General features: G+C 65.0%; 18 protein-coding genes and 1 pseudogene. 3 read left to right on the top strand and 16 right to left on the bottom strand.

Annotated elements, in window-relative coordinates:
• The first annotated feature begins 105 nt into the window (after positions 1–105).
• The 3 genes from galE (at position 106) to NHAM_RS06590 (ending at position 3811) form a co-directional block, all read left to right on the top strand.
• Positions 106–1116 (top strand): UDP-glucose 4-epimerase GalE, encoded by a 1011-nt coding sequence (galE, locus tag NHAM_RS06600; RefSeq protein ID WP_011509810.1) that lies wholly within the window; start codon positions 106–108, stop codon positions 1114–1116.
• 122 nt (positions 1117–1238) lie between these two features.
• Positions 1239–3044, top strand: coding sequence for an ABC transporter ATP-binding protein (locus NHAM_RS06595; RefSeq protein ID WP_011509809.1), 1806 nt, complete (start codon positions 1239–1241; stop codon positions 3042–3044).
• 62 nt (positions 3045–3106) lie between these two features.
• Positions 3107–3811: a fumarylacetoacetate hydrolase family protein gene (locus tag NHAM_RS06590; protein ID WP_011509808.1), complete on the top strand. Its 705-nt coding sequence runs from the start codon at positions 3107–3109 to the stop codon at positions 3809–3811.
• Positions 3812–3854: 43 nt separating this feature from the next.
• Here the strand turns inward: NHAM_RS06590 and ligA are convergent, their stop codons facing one another.
• From ligA to murD, 16 genes and pseudogenes are all read right to left on the bottom strand, one after another.
• Positions 3855–5999, bottom strand: coding sequence for an NAD-dependent DNA ligase LigA (ligA, locus tag NHAM_RS06585; RefSeq protein WP_011509807.1), 2145 nt, complete (start codon positions 5997–5999; stop codon positions 3855–3857).
• A 6-nt stretch (positions 6000–6005) separates the two neighbouring features.
• Entirely contained in the window at positions 6006–7691 is a 1686-nt protein-coding gene (gene recN / locus NHAM_RS06580; RefSeq protein ID WP_011509806.1) for a DNA repair protein RecN, read from the bottom strand.
• A gap of 81 nt (positions 7692–7772) precedes the next feature.
• The gene (locus NHAM_RS06575; RefSeq protein ID WP_086008308.1) at positions 7773–8687 is read right to left on the bottom strand and encodes an outer membrane protein assembly factor BamD; all 915 of its coding nucleotides are present in this window, start codon (positions 8685–8687) and stop codon (positions 7773–7775) included.
• A complete protein-coding gene (locus NHAM_RS06570) occupies positions 8677–8880 on the bottom strand; it encodes a hypothetical protein (protein ID WP_041357790.1) in 204 nt (67 codons plus the stop codon). Before NHAM_RS06570 ends, NHAM_RS06575 begins: the two co-directional genes overlap by 11 nt.
• A 311-nt stretch (positions 8881–9191) precedes the next feature.
• The gene (lpxC, locus tag NHAM_RS06565; RefSeq protein ID WP_011509804.1) at positions 9192–10148 is read right to left on the bottom strand and encodes a UDP-3-O-acyl-N-acetylglucosamine deacetylase; all 957 of its coding nucleotides are present in this window, start codon (positions 10146–10148) and stop codon (positions 9192–9194) included.
• A gap of 338 nt (positions 10149–10486) precedes the next feature.
• Positions 10487–12310, bottom strand: coding sequence for a cell division protein FtsZ (gene ftsZ / locus NHAM_RS06560; protein WP_011509803.1), 1824 nt, complete (start codon positions 12308–12310; stop codon positions 10487–10489).
• Positions 12311–12401: 91 nt separating this feature from the next.
• Positions 12402–13724, bottom strand: coding sequence for a cell division protein FtsA (ftsA, locus tag NHAM_RS06555; RefSeq protein ID WP_011509802.1), 1323 nt, complete (start codon positions 13722–13724; stop codon positions 12402–12404).
• A complete protein-coding gene (locus NHAM_RS06550; RefSeq protein ID WP_011509801.1) occupies positions 13721–14761 on the bottom strand; it encodes a cell division protein FtsQ/DivIB in 1041 nt (346 codons plus the stop codon). Before NHAM_RS06550 ends, ftsA begins: the two co-directional genes overlap by 4 nt.
• Before the next feature lie 121 nt (positions 14762–14882).
• A pseudogene (locus NHAM_RS26535) lies at positions 14883–15034 on the bottom strand (D-alanine--D-alanine ligase); the annotation flags it as partial.
• Between the two features lie 179 nt (positions 15035–15213).
• The gene (locus NHAM_RS06545; protein ID WP_011509800.1) at positions 15214–16236 is read right to left on the bottom strand and encodes a D-alanine--D-alanine ligase family protein; all 1023 of its coding nucleotides are present in this window, start codon (positions 16234–16236) and stop codon (positions 15214–15216) included.
• A gap of 105 nt (positions 16237–16341) precedes the next feature.
• Entirely contained in the window at positions 16342–17259 is a 918-nt protein-coding gene (gene murB, locus NHAM_RS06540; protein ID WP_011509799.1) for a UDP-N-acetylmuramate dehydrogenase, read from the bottom strand.
• Positions 17259–17738: a DUF6653 family protein gene (locus NHAM_RS06535; RefSeq protein WP_049769309.1), complete on the bottom strand. Its 480-nt coding sequence runs from the start codon at positions 17736–17738 to the stop codon at positions 17259–17261. The genes murB and NHAM_RS06535 overlap by 1 nt, the downstream gene beginning before the upstream one ends.
• A 32-nt stretch (positions 17739–17770) precedes the next feature.
• The gene (gene murC / locus NHAM_RS06530; RefSeq protein ID WP_011509797.1) at positions 17771–19174 is read right to left on the bottom strand and encodes a UDP-N-acetylmuramate--L-alanine ligase; all 1404 of its coding nucleotides are present in this window, start codon (positions 19172–19174) and stop codon (positions 17771–17773) included.
• A 101-nt stretch (positions 19175–19275) separates the two neighbouring features.
• Positions 19276–20388, bottom strand: a complete 1113-nt coding sequence (murG, locus tag NHAM_RS06525; RefSeq protein ID WP_011509796.1) for an undecaprenyldiphospho-muramoylpentapeptide beta-N-acetylglucosaminyltransferase — start codon at positions 20386–20388, stop codon at positions 19276–19278.
• A 116-nt stretch (positions 20389–20504) separates the two neighbouring features.
• Positions 20505–21653 carry a putative lipid II flippase FtsW gene (gene ftsW, locus NHAM_RS06520; RefSeq protein ID WP_011509795.1) on the bottom strand — a complete coding sequence of 383 codons (1149 nt, stop codon included), beginning with the start codon at positions 21651–21653 and terminating at the stop codon, positions 20505–20507.
• Positions 21654–21866: 213 nt separating this feature from the next.
• Positions 21867–23267, bottom strand: a complete 1401-nt coding sequence (murD, locus tag NHAM_RS06515) for a UDP-N-acetylmuramoyl-L-alanine--D-glutamate ligase (RefSeq protein ID WP_011509794.1) — start codon at positions 23265–23267, stop codon at positions 21867–21869.
• Positions 23268–23276: the final 9 nt, after the last annotated feature.

Here is a 23276-nt window from a genome sequence, read left to right as displayed (position 1 = left end):
AATCGGACCGATCACGGCCATGCTATACGGCAATTCCACCGTTTTATGCGAGATTTCGGCAAACGCGAGCGAGCCCGCCTCGAACCCTCGCCCGGAGGAACAGACATGACCGTGCTCGTTACCGGTGGCGCCGGCTATATCGGCAGTCACATGGTTCTCGCGCTGGCCGAGGCCGGCGAAAGCGTCGTCGTCGTCGACAACCTGTCCACGGGTTTTTCGTCCGCGCTGCCGGACGGCGTGCCGCTGTTCATCGGCGACGCAGGCGACGAAAATCTCGTCGAGAACGTTATCGCCCAGCACGGGGTCGAGAGCATCATTCACTTTGCGGGTTCCGTGGTGGTGCCCGAGTCGATGCGCGATCCGCTCGCCTACTATCGCAACAACACGATGACGACGCGCAGTCTGCTGAATGTCGCCGTTAAATGCGGCGTCAACCGGTTCATCTTTTCGTCCACCGCCGCCGTCTACGGCAATCCCGACCGGATGCCGGTCCCGGAAGACGCGCCGACCCGGCCGCTCTCCCCTTACGGATCGTCGAAGCTAATGAGCGAGATCATGCTGCACGATGTCGCGACTGCGCACGGCCTGAATTACGTCGTGCTGCGCTACTTCAATGTCGCGGGCGCCGATCCGCTGGCGCGGATCGGACTGTCGACCGCGGGCGCCACGCATCTTCTGAAGATTGCGGTCGAAGCCGCGACCGGACAGCGCACCAAGATCGACGTGTTCGGCACCGACTACCCGACGCCGGACGGAAGCTGCATCCGCGATTTCATCCACGTCAGCGATCTGGCGCAGGCGCATCGTGCCGCACTGACATACTTGCGAAACGGCGGACGTTCGACCACGCTGAACTGCGGATACGGACGCGGCTACTCCGTTCTGGAAACGATCGAAGCGGTGCGGCAGGTCTGTGGCCGCAACTTCGCCGTTCACTATTCCGACCGTCGCCCCGGCGATATCATGACCATGATCGCCGACACCGGCCGGATTCGCGCGGCGCTCGACTGGACGCCGCAATACGACGACCTCGCAACCATCGCCGCGCACGCTCTCGCCTGGGAAGAGAAGCTGGCGCAGCGGCACGCCGCGGGCAAGCTCGCAGCATCGGCCTGATAAATCGGGCGAAAACCCGGTTTCGGCTTGAAAAAAACCGCCATTGCGGGCATTGAGTCGGTCGCTTTCGCAACAATCCTGACGCGCGGGCGATAGCCGACTTACGGCGTCAATGGAACGCGATGACCGAGCCTCCGAAGAAAATTACCGACGATCCCTATGGCGCGGCCATCCTGATCCGCCGCCTGATCACGGAACAGGGCATGGCCTATTGGCGGCGCTACCTCGCCGCATTCGGGTTGATGGCCGTCTCGGCGGCAACGACGGCGGGTTCCGCCTACTTGCTCGGCGAAGTCATCAATCAGGCTTACGTCAACAAGGACGTGCGCGGTATCGCCATTCTATCGCTCGTCACGGTCGTGATCTTCACCATCAAGGGCGCGGCGACCTACGGCCATTCCGTGATCCTGTCGCAGATCAGCAACGCGATCCTCGCCAACAACCAACGCCGTCTGTTCGCCAAACTGATGAGCGAAAGCATCGGCTTCTTCTCGGCGCGGCATTCGTCGGAGTTTCTGGCGCGGCTGACCGCCGGCGCCAGCTCCGTCACGCAGGTGCTCAGCCTGCTGATCAACGCCGTCGGCCGCGACCTGCTCTCGCTGATCGGACTGATCATCGTGATGGTGACGCAGGATCCATACATGGCGCTGTTCGGCCTCCTGGTCGCCCCGCCGGCGATGCTGGTGCTGCGCAAGCTGGTGAAGCGCGTCAAGGGGCTCGCCCACAACCAGTTCAGCGGCACCACCGACATCATGGAGATCATGCAGGAATCGCTGCAGGGCATCCGCACCGTGAAGGCGTTCACGCTCGAGCGGACCATGGGCGAACGGATCGACGCCAGCATCGCAGCCGTCGAGCAGACCAACAACAAGATGGCGCGGGTCTCGAACCGCGCCAGTCCGCTGATGGAAACGCTGGGCGGTTTCGCCATCGCCGGCGGGCTGATGTACGGCGGCTATCGCGTCGTCGCCATGGGCGCGACGCCCGGCCAGTTCTTTTCGTTCCTCACCGCCTTTCTGCTGGCCTATGAACCGGCCAAGCGGCTGGCTCGCCTCAACATCGAACTCAACAGCAACCTGATCGGCGCGCGCAAGCTTCTAGAGATCGTCGACGGCCCCGCCAGCGAACCCGACGACAGCGACAAACCGGCGCTGAAACTGACGACCGCCTGCGTCGAGCTGCGAGACGTCACGTTCGCCTATCGTGCCGACGAACCCGTCCTCAACCGCATGAGTTTCGTCGCCGAGCCCGGCAAGATGACCGCGCTGGTCGGCCCGTCGGGTGGGGGCAAATCGACCGTGCTGGCGCTGCTGCTGCGCCTGTATGAGGTCACCAAAGGCGACATCCTGATCGACGGACAGGTCATCTCCGGCGTCTCTCGGACCTCGCTGCGCCGGCAGACCGCCTATGTCGGACAGGACGTTTATCTATTCCGGGCCAGCATCCGCGAGAACATCGCGTTCGGCCGCCCCGGTGCCGGCGAGGCTGAGATCATCGCCGCGGCGAAAGCCGCCTGCGCTCACGATTTCATCATGAGCTTTCCGCTCGGCTACGACACGCCCGTGGGCGAACACGGCGCGCAACTTTCCGGCGGGCAACGCCAGCGGATCGCCGTGGCGCGCGCGCTGATCAAGAACGCACCGATCATCCTGCTGGACGAGGCCACCGCCGCGCTCGATTCCGAGTCCGAAAAGCAGGTGCAGGAAGCGATCGGGCATCTCTGCCAGAACCGCACCACGATCGTGATCGCACACCGCCTGCACACCATCATGCACGCCGACGCGATCCTGGTGGTCGAAGGGGGCGAGATCGTCGAGCGCGGCCGGCACGACGATCTGCTACGGCGCGGTGGACGCTATGCGTCGTTTTTTCGATTACAGCATCGCGACGCGGCGCCTGCCCTGGCCCCTCTCAGCGCATCGGCGTAAGCACGCCTGCCGTGGCGCGGTCATCCGCGTCGCGCAGCCGCATACAGACCGCGGAGAACCGCATGAGCGCAGGGTCTTTCGTGATCCCACAGCCGCCCCAGGCCGCTATTGCGGTCGCGGGTGAAGGCGGATTTTTTCCGGTCCGCCGCATCTGGTGCGTCGGCCGCAATTATCTCGACCATATCCGAGAGATGGGCAACGACGAGCGCGCGCCACCGTTCTTCTTCGCAAAGCACCCCGACATGATTGAGCCAGACGGCGCGGTCATCCCCTATCCGCCGCTGACCAGCGACCTGCATCACGAGGTCGAGCTGATCGTCGCGATGAAGGGCGGAGGCCTGCGCATCCCCGCCGACAAGGCGCTCGACCACGTCTACGGCTACGCCGTCGGTATCGACCTCACCCGGCGCGACCTGCAGAACGCCGCGCGCAAGAAGGAGCGGCCCTGGGAGATCGGAAAATCGTTCGATCACTCCGCGCCGTCGAGTCCGATCCAGCAGGCCGCGAAGATCGGCCATCCGTCGAAGGGCCGCATCTGGCTCACGGTCAACGGCAAGGAGGCCCAGGCCGGCGATCTCGCGCAGATGATCTGGAACGTGCCGGAGATCGTCTCGCAGCTCTCGCAACAGGTCGAGCTTCGGGCCGGCGACATCATCATGACCGGCACGCCCGCCGGCGTCTCCCGGCTCCAGCCTGGCGACGAGATCGCGTGCGGCTGCGACGGCGTCGGCACGCTGAAGGTGACGATCGGTCAGCCGGCGGCTTGAGCGGTCCGTCATTCCTTCCTCGACGCGCCCGGCTTGCGATCGCCTACCCCTCGATCAGCTTTAGCCACTCGTCTTCGGAGATAACCTGGACGCCGTGCTTCTCCGCGTCCTTCAGCTTCGATCCCGCGCCGGGGCCGGCGACGACGAGATCGGTCTTCTTCGACACCGAGCCCGAAACCTTCGCGCCCATGCGCTCGGCTGAGGCCTTGGCCTCGTCGCGGGTGAATTTTTCCAGCGAGCCCGTGAACACCACGGTCTTGCCGGCAACGGCGGAATCGTTGCGCGCTTGCGCGACCGGCAGCACCTCGATTTCCTCAAGCAGATCGTTCAGCGCCTTGACGTTGCGCGTCTCCGCGAAGAACTCGACCACCGCGTCAGCCACGATATCGCCGATACCGCTGATGTTGTTGAGATCGGCATAGGCCTCGGAGGCGTTGCCATCGTCGGTCTGCGCCGCAGCGGCTTCGCTCATCGCCGCGCGGAATGCGTCGATGCCGCCGTAATGCCGCGCCAGTAATTTGGCATTACCTTCGCCGACGTGGCGGATGCCGAGCGCGAAGATTAGCCGGTTGAGTTCGATCGTGCGGCGCGCATCGATCGCAGCGAACAGGTTACGCACCGAGACTTCGCCAAAGCCCTCAAGCTCCTCAAGCTTGATCTTTGGATTGCGTTCCCTGAGCGTGAAGATATCGGCCGGCTCCTTGATCCAGCCCCGCTCGTGAAATTCCTGAATCTGCTTCTCGCCGAGACCGTCGATATCGAAGGCGAGACGCGAGACGAAATGCTTGAGCCGCTCCACCGCCTGCGCCGGGCAGATCAGCGCGCCGGTGCAGCGGCGCACCGCCTCGCCCTCCTCGCGCACGGCGTGGCTGCCGCAGATCGGGCACGTATGCGGAAACGCGTAAGGCTGTGCGCTGTTCGGCCGCTTGTCGATGACGACGCTGACCACTTGCGGTATCACGTCGCCGGCGCGCTGCACCACCACGGTATCGCCGACGCGGAGATCGACGCCGTCGCGGATCGGCTGGCCGTCATTGCCGATGCCTTTGATGTAATCTTCGTTGTGCAGCGTGGCGTTCTGCACGACAACGCCGCCGATGGTGACGGGTTCGAGCCGCGCCACCGGCGTCATCGCGCCGGTGCGGCCGACCTGGATGTCGATACCCTTGAGGATCGTGGTCGCCTGCTCGGCGGCGAACTTGTGCGCAATGGCCCAGCGCGGCGAGCGCGACACGAAGCCGAGGCGCTCCTGCCAGTCGAGCCGGTCGACCTTGTAGACGACGCCGTCGATGTCGTAGCCGAGGGAAGCGCGCTGCTCGCCGATCTTGCGGTAGAACTTCAGCACCTTCTCGACGCTGTTGCACAATTCGATCAGCGGATTGACTTTGAAGCCGACGTCCTTGAGCCACTCCAGCATGTCGTGTTGGGTGTCGGCGGGTCGATCCGTCATCTCGCCCCAGGCATAGGCGAAGAATTTCAGCGGCCGCGACGCGGTGATCGCAACATCCTTCTGCCGGAGCGAGCCGGCGGCCGAGTTGCGCGGGTTGGCGAATACGGTGTCGCCGGCATCCTCCTGCTTTTTATTCAGCGCGAGAAAGTCGGTCTTGAGCATATAAACTTCGCCGCGCAGCTCGCAGGCGGTTGGGATGTTGCGGCCTCTTAGGTTGTGCGGAACGTCCTTGATGGTACGCACATTGGCAGTGACGTCCTCGCCGGTGAAGCCGTCGCCGCGGGTGGCCGCGCGCACAAGCTCACCGTTTTCATAACGTAGCGACAGCGACAGTCCGTCGATCTTCGGCTCGGCGACGATGGCGGGAATGTCGTCTGGCCCAAGTTTCAGGAAACGCTGGATGCGTTCGACGAATTCAGCGACTTCCTCGTCGCTGAAGGCGTTGCCGAGCGATAGCATCGGCACCGCGTGCTGCACCTTTGCGAAGCCGCGCGCGGGGGCGGCGCCGACCGTCTGAGTCGGCGAATTGGCAGTAATCAGATCGGGGAAGCGCGCCTCGATTGCTTCAAGCCGCTGCCGCAGCGCATCGTAGGCGGCGTCGGAAACCGTCGGCGCATCCTTCTGGTAGTAGCGCTCGTTATGCGTTTCGATCTCGAGCGCGAGCCGCTTGTGCTCGATCTTCGCCTGCGCCCTCGTGAGGGAATCGACGGGCGGAGGCGTTTTGGGCTTTGCCGCCATAGCGACTTACCCCGCCGCCTTCAACAGCCGGTCGGCAGCGGCGCGGGCCTCCGCCGTGATCTCGGCCCCCGCCAGCATCCGCGCGATTTCCTCGCGGCGGTGATCCTGCGCCAGCGTCGCGACGCGGGTGGCGACGCGCTTGCCGCGATCGAGTGCGTCCTTCGAAATCAGCAGATGCTGGTCGGCGCGCACCGCGACCTGCGGCGCATGGGTCACCGCCATCACCTGCACCTTGCAGGCCAACCGCGCCAGCCGCGCACCGATGGCGTCCGCCACCGCACCTCCGACTCCGGTGTCGATCTCGTCGAACACCAGCGTCGGCGCTGAGCCCTTATCAGAAAGCACCACCTTCAGCGCCAGCAGAAAGCGCGACAGCTCACCGCCGGAGGCGACCTTCATCAGCGGCCCCGGCCGGGTGCCCGGATTGGTCTGCACCCAGAACTCGACGCGATCGAAGCCTTGCGGCCCCGGCGTCGCGGAGTCGGATTCGATCTGCGTGGAAAATGTCGCGCGATCGAGTTTCAGCGGTGCCAGTTCCGCATTGACCGCCTTGTCGAGTTTTTCCGCGGCTCTGGTGCGCGCTACGGAGAGTTTCGCGGCCGCCGCCGCAAAGCGCCTGTCGGCTTCAGCCGCTTCCTTTTCCAGCACGGTCAGTCGATCCGCGCCGGCGTCGATCAGCGCGACGTCGTTCGCGAACTTGGCGGCGAGCGCAGCGAGCCCGTCCACCGGCGTCGTATATTTGCGTGACGCCGCGCGCAGCGCGAACAGCCGTTCCTCGATGCGCTCCAGCTCGGCCGGGTCGAAATCGGCAGCAGTGAGCGCCGCCGCGAGATGCTGGTCCGCTTCCTCCAGCGCGTTGATGGCGGCATCGATGGCTCTCACCGCCGGCTCGACCAGTTGCGGCGAACTCGCGGCCCGCCGTTCCAGCCGCCGCACCGCCGCCGCCAACACGCTCACCGGCGAGCGGTTGCCGCTGACGGCATCTTGCGCCTCGCGCAGGTCGGCCGCGATCTTTTCGCCGGCCATCATCGTGGTGCGGCGTTCGGCCAAAGCCGTTTCCTCGCCGTCCTGCGGCGCGAGTTGTCTTAACTCGTCGGACGCATGACGCAGATAGTCGGCCTCGCGCGCGGCGCGCTCCATACCGGCGCGGTGATCGTCGAGCGCCGCGCGGGTGGTGCGGCGGCCCTCCCACAACGTTTCCAGCGCAGCGACATCGGTCTCCAGGCCGGCAAAGGCATCGAGCAGCCGCCGGTGGGTCGAGGCATCGACCAGCGCCCGCTCGTCGTGCTGACCGTGAATTTCCACCAGCGCCGCGCCCACCGCCTTCAAGGTCTGCACGCTGATCGCCTGATCGTTGATGAAGGCACGGGTGCGGCCGTCGGCGAGCTGCACCCGGCGCAGAATCATCTCACCCGAATCTTCAGAAATAGAGCCCTCGATGTCGTTGGCGGCGAGGATCGCGCTGGCCGGATGGTTTTTTGGAATATCGAAGGTGGCGGTGACTTGCCCCTGATCCGCGCCGTGGCGGACCAGCCCGGCGTCGCCGCGACCGCCGAGCGCCAGCGCGAAGGCATCGAGCAGGATGGATTTTCCCGCACCGGTTTCGCCGGTCAGCACCGCAAGGCCGGCGGCGAACTCGATATCGAGCCGCTCGATCAGGACGATGTCGCGGATCGAAAGGCGCGCAAGCATCGGAGGCCGGTTCCTGCCAGGGTGTCGTTGAGAGGTGCGGAGAAGCGTAGCGCGGAGTCTAGCGAAGTTCGGTGCGCGAAACTAGCCGAGCCCCATCTTCCTGAACGCCTTGCTGATCCACGAGCCCCGATTCTCGCTCGGCTCGCTCCCGCCCGACTTCACGAGATTGTAGGCATCTTTGTACCAGCGGCTGTTCGGAAAGTTGTGGCCGAGCACGGCCGCGGCGGTCTGCGCCTCGCCGACGATTCCGATCGCCATATAGGCCTCGGTCAGCCGCGCCAGCGCCTCCTCGACGTGCCGCGTGGTCTGGTAGCGGGTCACGACGGTCTTGAAGCGGTTGATGGCGCCGGTGTAGTCGCGCCGCTCCATGTAGTAGCGGCCGATCGCCATTTCCTTGCCGGCGAGTTGATCGCGCGCGCCCTGAAGCTTCTTCTTGGCTTCGCCGGCATATTCGGACGTCGGATACTTGCGGATCACCTCCTCGAGCGAAGCCATCGCCTTCTCGGTACGGGCCTGGTCGCGCGAGATATCCGGAATCTGGTCGTAGTTCGAGGCGGCGATCAGGTATTGCGCATAGGCGGCATCGGGGCTGCCGGGATGCAGCGTCACGTAGCGCGACGCGGAGCCGATGCAGGTATCGTAGTCGCCGGCCTGATAAGACGCGTAGGCCGACATCAGCAGCGACTTCCGCGCCCATTCCGAATACGGGTGCTCGCGGTCGACCTCGTCGAACTTCTTCGTGGCCGCCTTGAGGTCGCGTTGATTGTTCATCAGGAACAAGCCCTCGTTGTAGAGCTTGTCCGCCGGTTCATCGCTGAAGGTCTGTTCGTCCTTCGCCAAGAACTTGTCCCACAGCGCACCCGTGCCGCAGCCGCTCAGGGTCGTCCCCAGAATCACAAGACCGACGACGAGCCGCAGTTTCCGGCCGAGCCGATCGAGGAGAGCGGCGCGTTCCGTCAATGCGTTCCGTCCGAGCGCCATACGCTTAGCCAACATCGATGAAAACCTGACGTCCGTGATTACGGTAACCAATGCGCCCCCACGCACGATAAAGGGCATAACCAACCAGCCCCGGTGGTGCGCCGCCCTCGCGACCGCGAACCCGTTCTAGAGCCATTCCGGCTTTGATCGAATCAAAGCCGGCTCCAAGCTTTTTGTTTTGACGCGTTTTCTTGACGCGAACCGACACCCGCTTCGCTCGAAAACGCTATAGCCGAAACAAATCCGCTAACCAACCGGGTACGCAGGTATTTCGCCGGGATTAAGGCGAAACGCCAGAGTCTGATCCAACGCATTGGACCAGCCTCTAGCCTTATTCTTTTGATTGAGCATGACCTTATCAGAAAACCGGTTTCCACTTTTCGGGGTCATGCTCCAGGAGCTCCCGCAACGCTCCGATACGACCGAACGAATGGCTCAGGCAACCGCCGCGACGGAAAGCAGCCGGACAGTGCAATGCCCGCGCCAAGCGTATGGATTGGAGGATCGGCGCTCTGCGAATCAGGACACGTTGGGACCGTAGGCCGCAACCATGCCGCCAACCATTCCGCCGACCGCTTCGCCCTGACTGCGCGGACGCGAGGCCGGCTGGCCCTCGACCACCCGCCAGGCGGTCCGATCGGCCATCAGGGCCGAGAGAACGGCATGGTTGAGCTTGTGCCCGCCGCATACCGAGTGATAGCCGCCGATCAGCGGCAACCCTGCGAGTGCAAGATCGCCGATCGCATCGAGAACCTTGTGTCGCGCGCACTCGTCGGCGTAGCGCAGGCCCCCGACATTCAACAGGCGCTCGTCGTCGAACACCATGGAGTTTTCAAAGGAGGCGCCCCGCGCGAAGCCGGCCCTCCAGAGCTTCGCGACATCGTTCAAGCAGCCAAAGGTACGGGCGCGGCTGATTTCGCGGCGGAAGGTTTCGGGGTTGAGATCGAGGGCATAATCCTGATGACCGATCACCGGATTGGCGAAATCGATCTCGACCTCAACGCGGAGACCGCGCCCGTATGGACGCAGCTCGCCGAAGGCCTCGCCCCTCTTCACCCGCACCGGTTTGAGCACCTGAATGAAGCGGCGCGCCGCAGACTGCTCGACGATGCCGGCCTGGTCGATCGCGGCGACGAATGCAGTCGAACTGCCGTCCATGATCGGCACTTCAGGCCCGTCGATTTCGATGGTGGCATTGTCGACGCCGATGCCGCGCAGCGCGGCAAGGACGTGCTCGGCGGTGGAGACAAGCGGGCCCTGCTGGTCGCCCAGCACCGTGGCGAATTCGGTCGATGTGACGGATTTCGCGACGGCTGGCACCCGGCGTTCAATTCCATCGGCGCCGGTCCGGATAAAAATAAAACCCGCATCGATCGAGGCAGGCCCAAGGGTCAGACTGACAGGTGATCCGGAATGAACACCGACACCCGTCACGGTGGCTTGCGAACGAAGCGTCGTCTGGCGGTTGAATTTCATAAACCCTGGCCCAAGTGACTCATCCCGAATACCGAATTCTCCCGCCTGAGAGGCGGCGAATCGATTCGTGATTCCCCAAGTCACCGGTAAAACATACCGGCAGCCCCAAAGCGCGCCAACTCACGCTTCTTTACCAATTGTTACCCTATCTCCGCCGCAATCACGCCGCCTGTTAACCAAATTTGCGGCCCGGCGCGACCTTAAAGCGAAACATGAGATACATAATTTTTAGTTAAGTTACAATCGCTTGTCTACAGATAGTAAAATACCGGATCAAGAGCAGAAAAGGGCTCCGGCTTGATCGTCGAAGCCCCTCCGATTTCCAATTGTTACAGGTCTCAGTTGGCCTGGCGGCGCAGAAAAGCGGGGATATCCAGGTGGTCGTCCCCCTGTGGCGCCGGTGCTACGGGGGCCGGACGGCCGTGGGAGTCCAGTCCTTGTGGCGCCGGACGCCGGGCATACTCTGATACCGGCTCGTTGCCGGCGCTCGCGGCCATCTGCTCGGCGACGCTGCGCTGCGGCCGACGCTCCGGCAATGGAGGCATCGAAGCCATGGCCGGCCCGGAGCCACGGGCCGCGATCGGGGGTTCGGTATCCTGGTCGCGGCGGCCGAGGCCGACATTGGCAAGTCGCTGCAACAGCGACAGCCGGCTCTTCTGCGGATGCTCCTCCTCGGCCTCGCCCCTCGCCTGGCGGATTTCGTTTTGCGCGGGCATCGGCAGTTCCTCGATCCTCGGCATCCGCGGAGCGCGGACCGGGGCGCGTTCGGCCGGCTGCGGGATGAAGTTCTCGGGCGGCGGCGGCTCCTGCTTCTCGCGCGGGGCGGGATCGTGATCCGGGAACAGCGTCGGCTTCTGCGCGATCGGCCGAACGGTGACGTCGCCGTAAGATGCCGGCTGCATGGCAGCCGGAGCGAGCGGCTGCACCGGTTCGGCGACGGCCGCGGCAATGGCCTCAAGCGCCGCGCGCTCGACATTGGCGCTGGACGCGACGGGGTGCTGCTGCGGCGCCTGGGCGGGATGGGCGGCGGGACGCGGCGGCTCGGCGGTCTTCTGCGCGGCGCCGGCGGCTAGACGCTTGTTGTCCTCGCGCAACTTCGCGGTCAGATCGGCCACACGGGTGTCCATCGCGATCGACCCCGCAGATCCCGGCTTCGTGGCCGGGGTAGCCGGCGTGGCCGCGTTGCGCGCAATGGTGCTCTGGTCGATGCCGGTAGCGACCACCGACACGCGGATGATGCCGTCAAGGCTCTCGTCGAAGGTGGCGCCGACGATGATGTTCGCGTCCTGGTCGACCTCCTCGCGAATGCGGGTGGCGGCCTCGTCGACCTCGAACAGCGTCAGGTCCTTGCCGCCGGTGATCGAGATCAGAAGACCCCGCGCGCCCTTCATCGAGCTGTCGTCGATCAGCGGGTTGGCGATCGCGGCTTCGGCGGCGGTGAGCGCGCGCTTTTCGCCGGAGGCCTCGCCGGTGCCCATCATCGCCTTGCCCATCTCGCGCATCACGGCGCGGACGTCGGCGAAGTCGAGGTTGATCAAACCCTCCTTGACCATCAGGTCGGTGATGCAGGCGACGCCCGAATAGAGCACCTGGTCGGCCATCGCGAAGGCGTCGGCGAAGGTGGTCTTTTCGTTGGCGACCCGGAACAGGTTCTGATTGGGGATGATCAGCAGCGTATCGACCACCTTGTGCAGCTCGCCTATCCCTGAATCGGCGGTGCGCATGCGGCGCTGGCCCTCGAAGTGGAACGGCTTGGTGACGACGCCGACGGTCAGGATCCCCATCTCGCGCGCGGCCTTAGCGATCACGGGCGCAGCGCCGGTGCCGGTGCCGCCGCCCATTCCCGCGGTAACGAACACCATGTTCGCGCCCGAGAGGTGATCGCGAATTTCGTCGATGACTTCCTGCGCCGCGGCCGCGCCGACATCCGGCTGCGAACCCGCGCCCAGACCCTGGGTGACCTGCGTGCCCATCTGGACGATGCGCTGCGCCTTCGACATGGTCAGCGCCTGCGCGTCGGTGTTGGCAACGACGAAGTCGACTCCGACCAGCCCGGCGGTGATCATGTTGTTGACCGCGTTGCCGCCAGCGCCGCCGACGCCGAATACGGTGATCCGCGGCTTCAGCTCGTGAATGTCGGGAACGTTGAGATTGATAGTCATGGCTGCCTCTCGATTACACGCGCGGTGTCGCTATGCCAGCGGTCGTCGACCGCGGGAGTTGATGGAAATCTGCTGATCGGCGGAAAATTCATCAGAAGCCCTCCCGGAGCCATCGTCCGACCTTTCCGAAATAGCCGTCCGTCCCGGTCCGGAGCTGCCGCGTATGCCGCGGTTCGACGTGTTCGAGATGCGCGTATTGCGGATAGACCAGCAGGCCGGTGGGAACCGCGAACGACGCACTCTTGGCCTCATTGGGCAGCCGGCCGAAGCCGAGCGGACGGCCGATGCGGACCGGACGGCCGAGGATGCGCCTTGCAAGCTCGGGAACGCCGGTAAGCTGCGACGCACCGCCGCTCAACACGACCCGCGCCCGCGGCTCGGCGGCAAAAGGGGAATCCGCGAGCCGGTCCCTGACCATTTCAAAAATCTCCTCGACACGCTGGCGGACGATGTTGGCGATGGTCGCGCGCGACACGACCTGAGGCGCGTCGCTGTCGCTGTCTCCCGCTGCCGGAACAGTCATCAGTTGGCGTACGTCGGAACCGCCCGTCAGCACCGTGCCATATAACGTCTTGATTCGCTCGGCATCCGCAATGCACGCACCCAGCCCGCGGGCGAGATCCATCGTGACGTGGTGGCCGCCGACGGCGAACCCGCTCGCATGAACGAAGCGGCCGGCCGAATAAATCGCGATCGTGGTGGTTCCGGCTCCCATCTCCACGACCGCGGCGCCGAGATCGGCTTCGTCGCCGGTCAGAACCGACAGGCCGGCCACATAGGGGCTGGCAGCCATGGCTTCGACGGTGAGGTGGCAGCGCTCGACCGCCAGCATCAGGTTTTTCGCGACCGTCGCCTCCGAGGTCACCACGTTCATGTCGACGCCGAACCGGCGCGCCACCATGCCGCGGGGATCGCGGATACCCTTTACGCCGTCGAGCGAATAGCCGACCGGCAGCGCATGGAGCACGGTGCGTCCGGGGGCGGTGGCGTGACGCATGCCGGCCGAGATGACGCGGCTGACGTCGGACGGCGTCACCGCACCGCCCTGAATATGGGAAGCCGCTTCGATCAACTGTCCTTGCAGCCGCCCGGCCGATACCGGCAGCAGCACGGATTCGACGCGGACTTTTGCCATCTGCTCGGCCAGCGACACCGCCTGGCGCACCGCCTGTTCGCATTGGGCGAGATCGACCACCGCGCCGGCCTTCATGCCGCGCGACTGGATCTGGCTGTAGCCGATCAGCTCGACTGTGTGGGTTCGTCCGCGCAAGGCTTCGTTCGGCGCGCTCGGCTTCAGCCGCGCAATCATGCAGGCGATCTTGCTGGTGCCGATGTCCAGCGACGCCACCAGCGCGCTGCGATTGTGCTGCATCGGCCGCATCTTCGGGGTCTGGTTGCGGTCGAGGCCGGTCATGCGCTGCCGGCCTTTTTGCTGGACTTCTTGAACTGCTCTTCGCGCGCCTTCGCGGCCTCTTCCGAAAGCCGCACGGTCAGGCGGCCGGGCAGCCGCATGTCGATGGCGGTGATGTCACGCGACAGCAGCTTGTCTTCCCTGTCGTATTTCACGAGCGCGGCCAGCGCGCGGCCGACGTCGGTCTCCGGAAGCCGGATGTCGAGTCCGTCCTTGAGGCGCAGATTCCAGCGCCGCTCGCCGACGAAGATCGCCGCCTTGAGCTGACTGTTCACCACCGGATAATTCGCAACCAGCGCGAGGAAATCCCTGGCGCGGGTTTCCGCCCCCTTGCCGACCACGAGCGGCAGCGACGCAAAACGGCGGGTGACGTAGGGTTCCAGCACGGTTCCGTCATCCGTGATCACCGAGAGCTTGCCGTTCTCCTGCCACAGCGCGAAAGGGCGACGCTCGGTGATGTCGATCTGCAGCGCGCCCGGATAAAGCTTCAGCACGGTCGCGTCCGCGATCCACGGATCGGCCTTCAGGCGATCACGCACGCCGGAGGCATCGAGGAACAAGAGCGAGGAACGGCCGTTGACGCCGCCGGCGGCCAGCACCTCGTCCTGCGTCAATTGCGTGCGGCCGTTGACGGTGACGGAGGTGATGCGGAAGCCCGCGGCATTGGCGAGCGCATTGCGGGTGTCGCTTAAGGCGCCGATCGCCGCATCGACGTGCCCGCCCGCGACGACGCCCAGCGCGGCGCTGCCGCCGAGGATGATGATGGTCAGGGCCGCGCCGAGCCGGCGCGGAACATGACGCTCGAGAAAGGTGATCGCACGGTTTGGATTTCTGGCGCGCGCGTCGAGACGTTCCGCCCGGGCGCGCTTCAGCTTCGCGATCTGCTCGCGCAGCAGAATGCCTGCGCCGCTGGCGGCCAGCCTGATCAGGTTGGCCTCCTTCAGCAGGCCAGCCCCCCTCAGCGAGTCAGCCCTCTTCAGCGAGTCAGCCTTGGACCCCGGCGATCTCAACGACCGATCGAGACGACCTCCACCATCCATTGCGCGAACCCGTCACACGTTTTGCCCCGCCCCGCTTACCCGCAGCGCCGAACGCAGGAACTTCAGATCAGGGGACACGCGCAACATCCTGGCGATTCCGGGCAGGGCGCCGACCTCGCCGCAGGTCCGCTGTTCCCTCGATGCGATCGTCGAAGCGGAAAATCCGCACCAGCTCACGCCCCGGCAGCCAAGCGCCACATGCGCCGCCAGCGTTAACCTTCGGACGTCCTGGTAAACAAAGTGTAAAACCGGTGCGGGCAGGCCGCGTTTTGATACGATAAAAGAATGCCTTGCGGCTTTCCGGCCGCGGCCGATCCGGGCCGTCCGCACGCCCCGGCGGGTTCCCTCACCCGGCGGCCAGCCCAGAGCCTTTTCGCTTCTGACGGAATCAGAAGCGAGGCTGTTTTAATTTTGACGCGTTTTCTTCACGCGAACCGGTCCCCATCCTCGGGTCACGCCCGAGGACATGCTTCGCTGAAAACGCTATGAGCCGGGCGGCCGGCCTTTTCGGCAAGTACGATCTGATCGCGTAGAAAATCCGCGAATCCGATCCCCTGCGCCTTGAGCGCCTTGGGATAGAGCGAGGCCGCGGTCAGACCCGGCAGGGTGTTGGTCTCGAGATAGACCGGTTCCTTGCCGGTCACGATGAAGTCGGTGCGGGAATAGCCACGGCAAGACAGTGCACGATGCGCCCGCAGCGCGTGATCCATGATCCGCGCGGTGATAGAGGACGAAAACCGGCCGGGGCAGATCTCCTGCGTCGTTTGGGCCAGATATTTCGAGGCGTAGTCGAACCGGCCCTCCGCCGGCACAATCTCGACCGGCGGAAGCGCGACGACGGTGCCGTCGGAGCGCTCCAGCACGCCGCAGGTCGCCTCGATGCCGGACACGAACGGCTCGATCACATATTCCTCGGTCTTCGCCGCATGGCGGACGGCAACGAAATCCTGCTTCGCGTTGACGAAGATCAGTCCATAGCTCGATCCGTCGCGCGCGGGCTTTGCGATCAGCCGGCCGTGCTCGGCGAATGCGCGGTCGATTTCCTCCAGCGGTACGCCGGCAGGCGTGGTGACGCCCGCCAACGCCGCGAACCGCTTGGCCGCGACCTTGTCGAACGCAAGGTGCGAGGCGGCCGAGCCCGATCCTGTAAAGGGAATGCCGCGCAGTTCGCACATCGCCTGCAGCTCGCCGTTTTCGGCGCGGCCGCCATGAAGGCCGAGCACCAGCACGCGGCCCTCGGCCCTGGCCCGGTCGAGCGCCTGCTCAAACGGCATACTGGTCCCGCCGGGGACGAACTCGTCCTCGAACGGCCGCGCATGATCAAGCAGCACCTCGGAACGCACGTTATGGACATCGTCACGTATATCCCAGAACCACAGGTCCGCCTCCGGCAGGGCGCGGTGCAGCGCCTGCGCGCTCGCCACCGAGACGAGACGCTCCTTGTTGCTGCCGCCAAAAAGAATGGTGATGCGCATCGGCCTACTCTTGGAGTCTGATTCGACTACGTTGAATCAGACTCTAGCCTTAATCTTTTTGATTGAGCATGATCTTATCCGAAAACCGGTTTCCACTTTTCGGGATCATGCTTCTAACCCGATCCGCTTGATTTCCCATTGCAGATCGACGCCAGCGTGCTCCTTCACCCGCGCGCGCACGGTCTCGCCCAGGGTTTCGATGTCGCGCGCGGTGGCCTCGCCGGTGTTGATGAGGAAATTGCAGTGCATCTCCGACACCTGCGCGCCGCCGACGCGATGGCCGCGCATCCCGGCGGCGTCGATCAGCTTCCACGCACTCTGCCCCGGCGGATTCTTGAAGGTCGAGCCGCCGGTCTTTTCGCGGATCGGCTGCACGGTCTCGCGGTGACTCTGCACCTCGTTCATGCGCGCGCGGATCGCCTCTGGTTCGGCCCTGCGCCCGCGAAACGTCCCGCCGGTGAAGATGACCGACGGATAGATCGCGCTGTTGCGGTATTCGAACTTCATCCCGGCATTGTCGACCGTGATCTTGTCGCCACGGCGGCTGACGGCGCGCGCCTCAACCAGAACATCCTTCGTTTCGCTGCCGTTGGCGCCGGCATTCATGCGCAGCGCGCCACCGATGGTACCGGGAATGCCGAAATAGAATTCGAGCCCGCCGATATCAGCCGCGGCCGCCGCTTCCGCGACGCGCTTGTCGAGCGCGGCGGCGCCGGCGTGCACGGTGTCGCCATCGGTCGTGACCTCACCGAATCCGCGCGGCGCGAGCCGGATCACCACACCCGGCAGGCCGCGGTCGCGCACGATCAGGTTGGAGCCGACGCCGATGCAGTAGATCGGAATTTCCTCCGGCAGATGGCGCAGGAAATAGGCGAGGTCGTTCTCGTCGGCCGGCGTGAACAGCACCTGCGCCGGACCGCCGACGCGAAACCATGTCAGCGGCGCCAGCGGCTCGTTCGCCAGCATCCGCCCGCGCAACTCGGGCATCTGCGATTTCAGTTTTGTCGTGATGTCGGCAAACATCAATACAGCCAGCTCTGATATTCAGCGCTTGTTCGCACCCGCTCGCTAAACAGCCAGACCATGCGATCATTGAACCATGACTTGCCTGCCAGCACATTGACAGTGCTCACAATCATTAATGCCGCATCGGATTGCACAATTCCCCAGCCCAAAGCAGAGATATTCGCCAGCGCTATCGCGGTCAGCACGAGAAAAAACCGTGGATTTTGATCCGGAAGGAAACATTTGCCCTCCTTCAGCCAGACACGTTCGCCCAACACGGCCTTCGATGCCCAGCTTCGGGTCGAGCGCGGCGGCGGGAAGAGCCATGGATTGATGTAAAGGAAACCGACCGTGACCGCTACCGGCACGACGGCCCACCAGCCGATAGCGTGATAGCTCCACACTGCAAGAACCAGCAACGGAAACGCCGCGTAACGCGTCCACACGCTCCACGGATTGGCATGGCGCCGCCATGTCTCGTCGCTGAGAACGGCCATATCCATTCTCCTTGCCTATCCCAAGCGCGTGCTCATCCCAGCGCCTTCAACTCGCCCGGCAGCGCGTAGGCCCATTGGGTGATGTTGCCGGCGCCGAGACACACGACATAATCGCCGGGCTTCGCGAGACCTGCAATGACGCCCGCCAGCGCCGCCGGCTCCTGCAGCGGCACCACCTCGCGGTGGCCGTGGGCGCGCAGGCCGAGCACGAAGTGGTCGCGGTCGATACCTGCGATCGGCGCCTCGCCCGCCGGATAGACTTCGGCGACGACAACGGTATCCGCATCGTTGAAGCAGGTGCAGAATTCCTCGAACAGCGATTGCAGGCGGGTGTAGCGATGCGGCTGCACCACGGCGACGACCTTGCCGCCGGTCGACTCGCGCGCCGCTTTCAACACCGCGGCAATCTCGACCGGATGATGGCCGTAGTCGTCGATGATGGTGACGCCGTTCCACTCGCCGGTCTTGGTAAAGCGGCGCTTGACGCCGCCGAACGCCGCGATCGCCTTGCGGATGGTGGCGTCGGGAATGCCGAGTTCGTGCGCTACCGCGATCGCCGCCGTGGCGTTGAGCGCGTTGTGACGGCCCGGCATCGGCAGCACCAGATCGGAAACCTCGTGCGCGGCATCGGTCTTGCGATTGCGGAACACCACCTTGAAATGCGAGCCGCCGCCGTTCGGCGCAAGATCGACCAGCCGCGCATCGGCCTGCGGATTCTCGCCATAGGTGACGATGCGGCGATCCTCGATGCGGCCGACCATGGACTGCACCACCGGATGATCGATACACATCACCGCAAAGCCGTAGAACGGTACGTTCTCCACAAAGGAGCGGAATGCGTCCTGCACGGCGTCGAAGGTCTTGAAGTGATCGAGATGCTCGGGGTCGACATTGGTGACGATGGCGACATCGGTCGGCAGCTTGAGGAATGTGCCGTCGCTCTCGTCGGCCTCCACCACCATCCACTCGCCGGCCCCTAACCGCGCGTTGGTGCCATAGGCGTTGATGATGCCGCCGTTGATGACGGTGGGATCGAAATCGCCAGCGTCGAGCAGCGCCGCGACCATGGAGGTGGTCGTGGTCTTGCCGTGGGTGCCGGCGATAGCGACGCAGCTTTTCAGCCGCATCAGTTCCGCGAGCATCTCGGCACGGCGCACCACCGGAATGCGCTGCGCGCGCGCCGCCATCAGTTCGGGGTTGTCGCGCCTGATCGCGGTAGAGACGACAAGCACGTCCGCGCCGCTCACGTTCTCGGCCCGGTGGCCGACCGTGACCTTGATGCCTTTGTCGCGCAGGCGCACCACATTGGCGCCTTCGGAGGCGTCCGAGCCCTGCACGGTGTAGCCGAGGTTGCATAACACCTCTGCAATGCCGCTCATGCCGATGCCGCCGATACCGACGAAGTGGATGGGGCCGATTTCGCGCGGCAGTCTCATGGGTCGTGTTCTCGCAAAAGTCCTGATGCCCGCTACCCGGGACTCGCCGGCACTCGGCGTTGGCCGGAACAAGTCCGGCCATGACGGCAAATGTCAAGCGGTCATGCCGGCGAATCGAGTCGCGCCACCTTCATCACCAGATCAGCCAACCGTTCGGCGGCGTCGAGGCGACCCACGGTGCGCGCGGCGGCAGCCATCGCAGCGAGCCGCGCCGGATCGGCGGCCAGCGCGGACAGTTCGGCGGCCAAGCGATCCGGGGTGAAATCCGATTGCACGATGCGGATCGCGCCGCCGACATCGGCGAGTACGCCGGCATTGGCGAACTGATCCTGATCGATCGCGCCGGGCAGCGGCACGAGAATAGAGGGACGACCAATGGCTCCGAGTTCGGCCACCGTGCCTGCGCCCGAGCGGGAGACGATGATGTGACTCGACGCCAGCCGTGACGGCAGGTCGGCGAAGAACGGCGCCAGCTCGGCGTTGATCCGGAGTCGCTCGTAGACCGCGCGAACCCGCGCCATGTCTTCGTCGCGCACCTGTTGGGTCAAAACCAGCCGCTGCCACAGCGGCGATCCAAGCTTTTCGATCGCGCCCGGCACGATATCCGACATCACCCGCGCGCCCTGGCTGCCGCCGACCACGAGCACGCGGAGCGGGCCGTCCGATCCTGGAGTCGCAAACGGCACCGTGGAAGCGGCGAGAATCGCAGGCCGCATCGGCGTGCCGGTCGTCGTGGTCTTGCCGATCAGCGACGGTTCCTTGTCGAGCACGCCGGGCAGCGAGGTGGCGATGGCGTTGACGCGGCGCGACAGCAAGCGGTTGGCGCGGCCCATCACCGCGTTGGCGTCGTGGATCACGGTCGGAATGCCTTTGAGCCGTGCGGCGATCAGCGGCGGCAAGGTCGGATAGCCGCCGAATCCGATCACGGCGGCCGGCTTCAGACGGCGCATCAGGTTGAGCGCGACGACGGTGCCGGTCGCGAGCATCAACCCGGTGCGCGCCAGCGCCAGCGGCGAGCGGCCGCGCACCGTCTCGCTTGGCACCACGTCGGTCATGTCCTTCGAGAACAGCCCGCTGTAGCGCAGCGCGCGCGAGTCCGTCACCAGCCGCACGCGCAAGTCCCGCTTCATCAGTTCGACACCGAGCGCCTCGGCGGGAAACAGGTGTCCCCCGGTGCCGCCGGCAGCGAGGAGAATGAGAGGCGTAGTGGTCATGAGATTTGCATTCCGAACGTCATTGCGAGCGTAGCGAAGCAATCCAGGAACCGAAAGAGAAGAACTGGATTGCTTCGCTACGCTCGCAATGACGGAGTTTCTTCAGCAGTGCCACGTCAAGCGTAGCTGGCAGCGGCGGCGTCGCCGATCGATTCCATTTCCGTGCGCGACCGCTGCCGCGTCAGCGCCAGCATCATGCCGACGCCGTAAGCGAGCGAGACCATCGACGAGCCGCCATAGGAAATGAACGGCAGCGTCATGCCCTTGGCGGGGATCAGATGCAGGTTGACCGCCATGTTGATGGCCGCCTGCACGCCGAACATGATCGCGAGCCCGGACGCCGCAAAGCGCGAGAACAGGTCCTCCGACGCGTAGGCGCGCGACAGCGTACGGATGACGATGAAGGTGAACAGCGCCAGCAGCCCGAGGCACATAATGATGCCGAACTCTTCCGCGCCGACGGCGAACACGAAGTCGGTGTGACTGTCCGGAAGACTCCGCTTGGCGATACCCTCGCCGGGACCGAGCCCGAACCAGCCGCCGTTGGCAAATGCCTCCATCGCGGTATCGACCTGGAAGGTATCGCCCGAGGCCGGATCCATGAAGCGCTGGATGCGGGTCGCGACGTGCGGCACCAGCATGTAGGCGGCGAATAGCCCGGCGGCCGCCGTGCCCGCCAGCCCGAACACCCAGATGATGCGCATGCCGGCAATGAAGAACAGCGCACCCCACACCATCAGGATGAGCATGGTCTGGCCGAAGTCCGGCTCCAGCACCAGGAGCGTCACCACTCCCAGAAGCAGCGCGAGCGCCATCGACGTCGCCGGCATCTCGGGCTTGCGCGCGGACTCCGAAAACAGCCACGCCACCAGCACGACGAAGGCGGGTTTTGCGGATTCCGAAGCCTGGATATTGACGCCGAGGATCGTGATCCAGCGTTTCGCGCCCTTCACCTCGGGCCCAAGCCAGAGCGTGGCCACGATCAATACGACGCTGAGCGCAAATACGATCAGCGCCGAACGGCGGATCTGGCGCGGCGACAGGAACGACACGCCGACCATCACGATAATCGACGGCAGCAGAAACAGCACGTGACGATGAAAGAAGTGAAATGGATCGAGCCCGATCCGGGTCGCGACCGAGGGACTGGCCGCCAGCGACAGCACCACGCCGGTCAGCATCAGAAGCACCATGGCCGCCAGCAGCAGCCGATCCACGGTCCACCACCATTCCGAGAGCGGCGTGCGTTGTTCACGTGAAATCATGGCGGGTCCTGCGGGCGGAGATCATCCCATTGGTCCCCCATCATGGTTACCGGAGGGTTAAGGAAGCTGGACAAGTTTTCGGACCATATCCCCCGTCATACCCGCGAAGGCGGGTATCCAGTACGCCGCAACTTTCGATCATTCGCAGACGCCACGGAATACTGGGTCACCCGCCTTCGCGGGTGACGACGTGAGAATAACCGAGGTGCGGCCTCACGCGACCGGCGTCACGCCCGGCAGCGCCCGCACCAGCTCGCGGAAACGGTCGCCGCGAGCCTCGAAATTGCGGAACTGATCGAACGAAGCGCAGGCCGGCGACAACAGCACCACGGCGTCCGCAAGGCCGGAGCCTTCCGCATCACGCGCGGCGGCAGGCACTGCGGCCTCCAGCGTCCCGCTGATCTCGTAAACCACCCTGCCCTCCAGCGTGCCCGCGAATTCCTCCGCCGCCTCGCCGATCAGATAGGCTTTCCGGATGCGCGGGAATAACTCGGCGAGCGGGGCGATGCCGCCGCTTTTCGGCTTGCCGCCCGCGATCCAGAAAATCTCGGCGAAGGACGACAGCGCCTTTTCGGTGGCGTCGGCATTGGTGCCCTTGGAGTCGTTGACGAACAGCACGTTGGCCTTGCGTCCCACCTGTTCCATGCGGTGCGCGAGGCCGGGAAAACTGCGCAAGTCCTGTTGCAGGATGTCGCGGCCGACGCCGAGCGCGAGCGCCGCCGCCGAAGCGCACGCGGCATTCTGCGCATTGTGCCGCCCGCGCAGCGAGCCGATGCCGCCGATATCGGCGATTTCGGCCTGCGCGCCACCGGAGGCGCGCACGATCCTGTCGTGATCGACGCTGATGCCATCCGCCAGCGGCCGCTTCACCGAGACGCGCACCACGCGCTTGCCGGCCTGTTCGATGCGATCCGCCGCGGTGCGGCTCCAGATATCGTCGACGCCGACGACAGCCGTGCCATGCGGCTGCACGGCGGCGATCAGCCGTTCCTTCACCGCCGCGTAATGCTCGATGGTGCCGTGGCGATCGAGATGATCGGGACTGACATTGAGCAGGATGCCGACGGTCGGATCGAGCGAGGGCGTGAGGTCGATCTGGTACGACGACATCTCGATCACATGCACACGCCCCTTGCGCGGCGGCTCCAGCGACAGGATCGCGGTGCCGATGTTGCCGCCCATCTGCACGTCGTGCCCGGCCTCGCGCATCAGATGCGCGACCAGCGCCGTGGTGGTGGACTTGCCGTTGGTGCCGGTGATGGCGACGAAGGGCGCATCGGGCGCGTGGCGTGCGCGCTCGCGGCAGAACAGTTCGATATCGCCGATCACCTCGACGCCGGCCTGTCGTGCCGCCAGCACACTCCAGTGCGGCTTCGGATGGGTCAGCGGCACGCCGGGCGCCAGCACCAGCGCGGCGAAATTTACCCACGATACGTTGCGCAGATCGGCAGTGATGAAGCCGGCCTGCGCCACCTTGGCGAGATTGTCGGCGTTGTCGTCGCCCGCGATCACTTCGGCGCCGCCGGCCTTCAGCGCGTGACAGCTTGCAAGGCCGGAGCCGCCAAGGCCGAACACCGCGACCGTCTTGCCGGCGAAGGAGGTGACGGGGATCATGTGAATACC

The organism is Nitrobacter hamburgensis X14, from assembly GCF_000013885.1.
Taxonomy (GTDB): domain Bacteria; phylum Pseudomonadota; class Alphaproteobacteria; order Rhizobiales; family Xanthobacteraceae; genus Nitrobacter; species Nitrobacter hamburgensis.
Note: the sequence above shows the minus strand (reverse complement) of the source record. Positions and strands in the feature narration are given on the sequence as shown.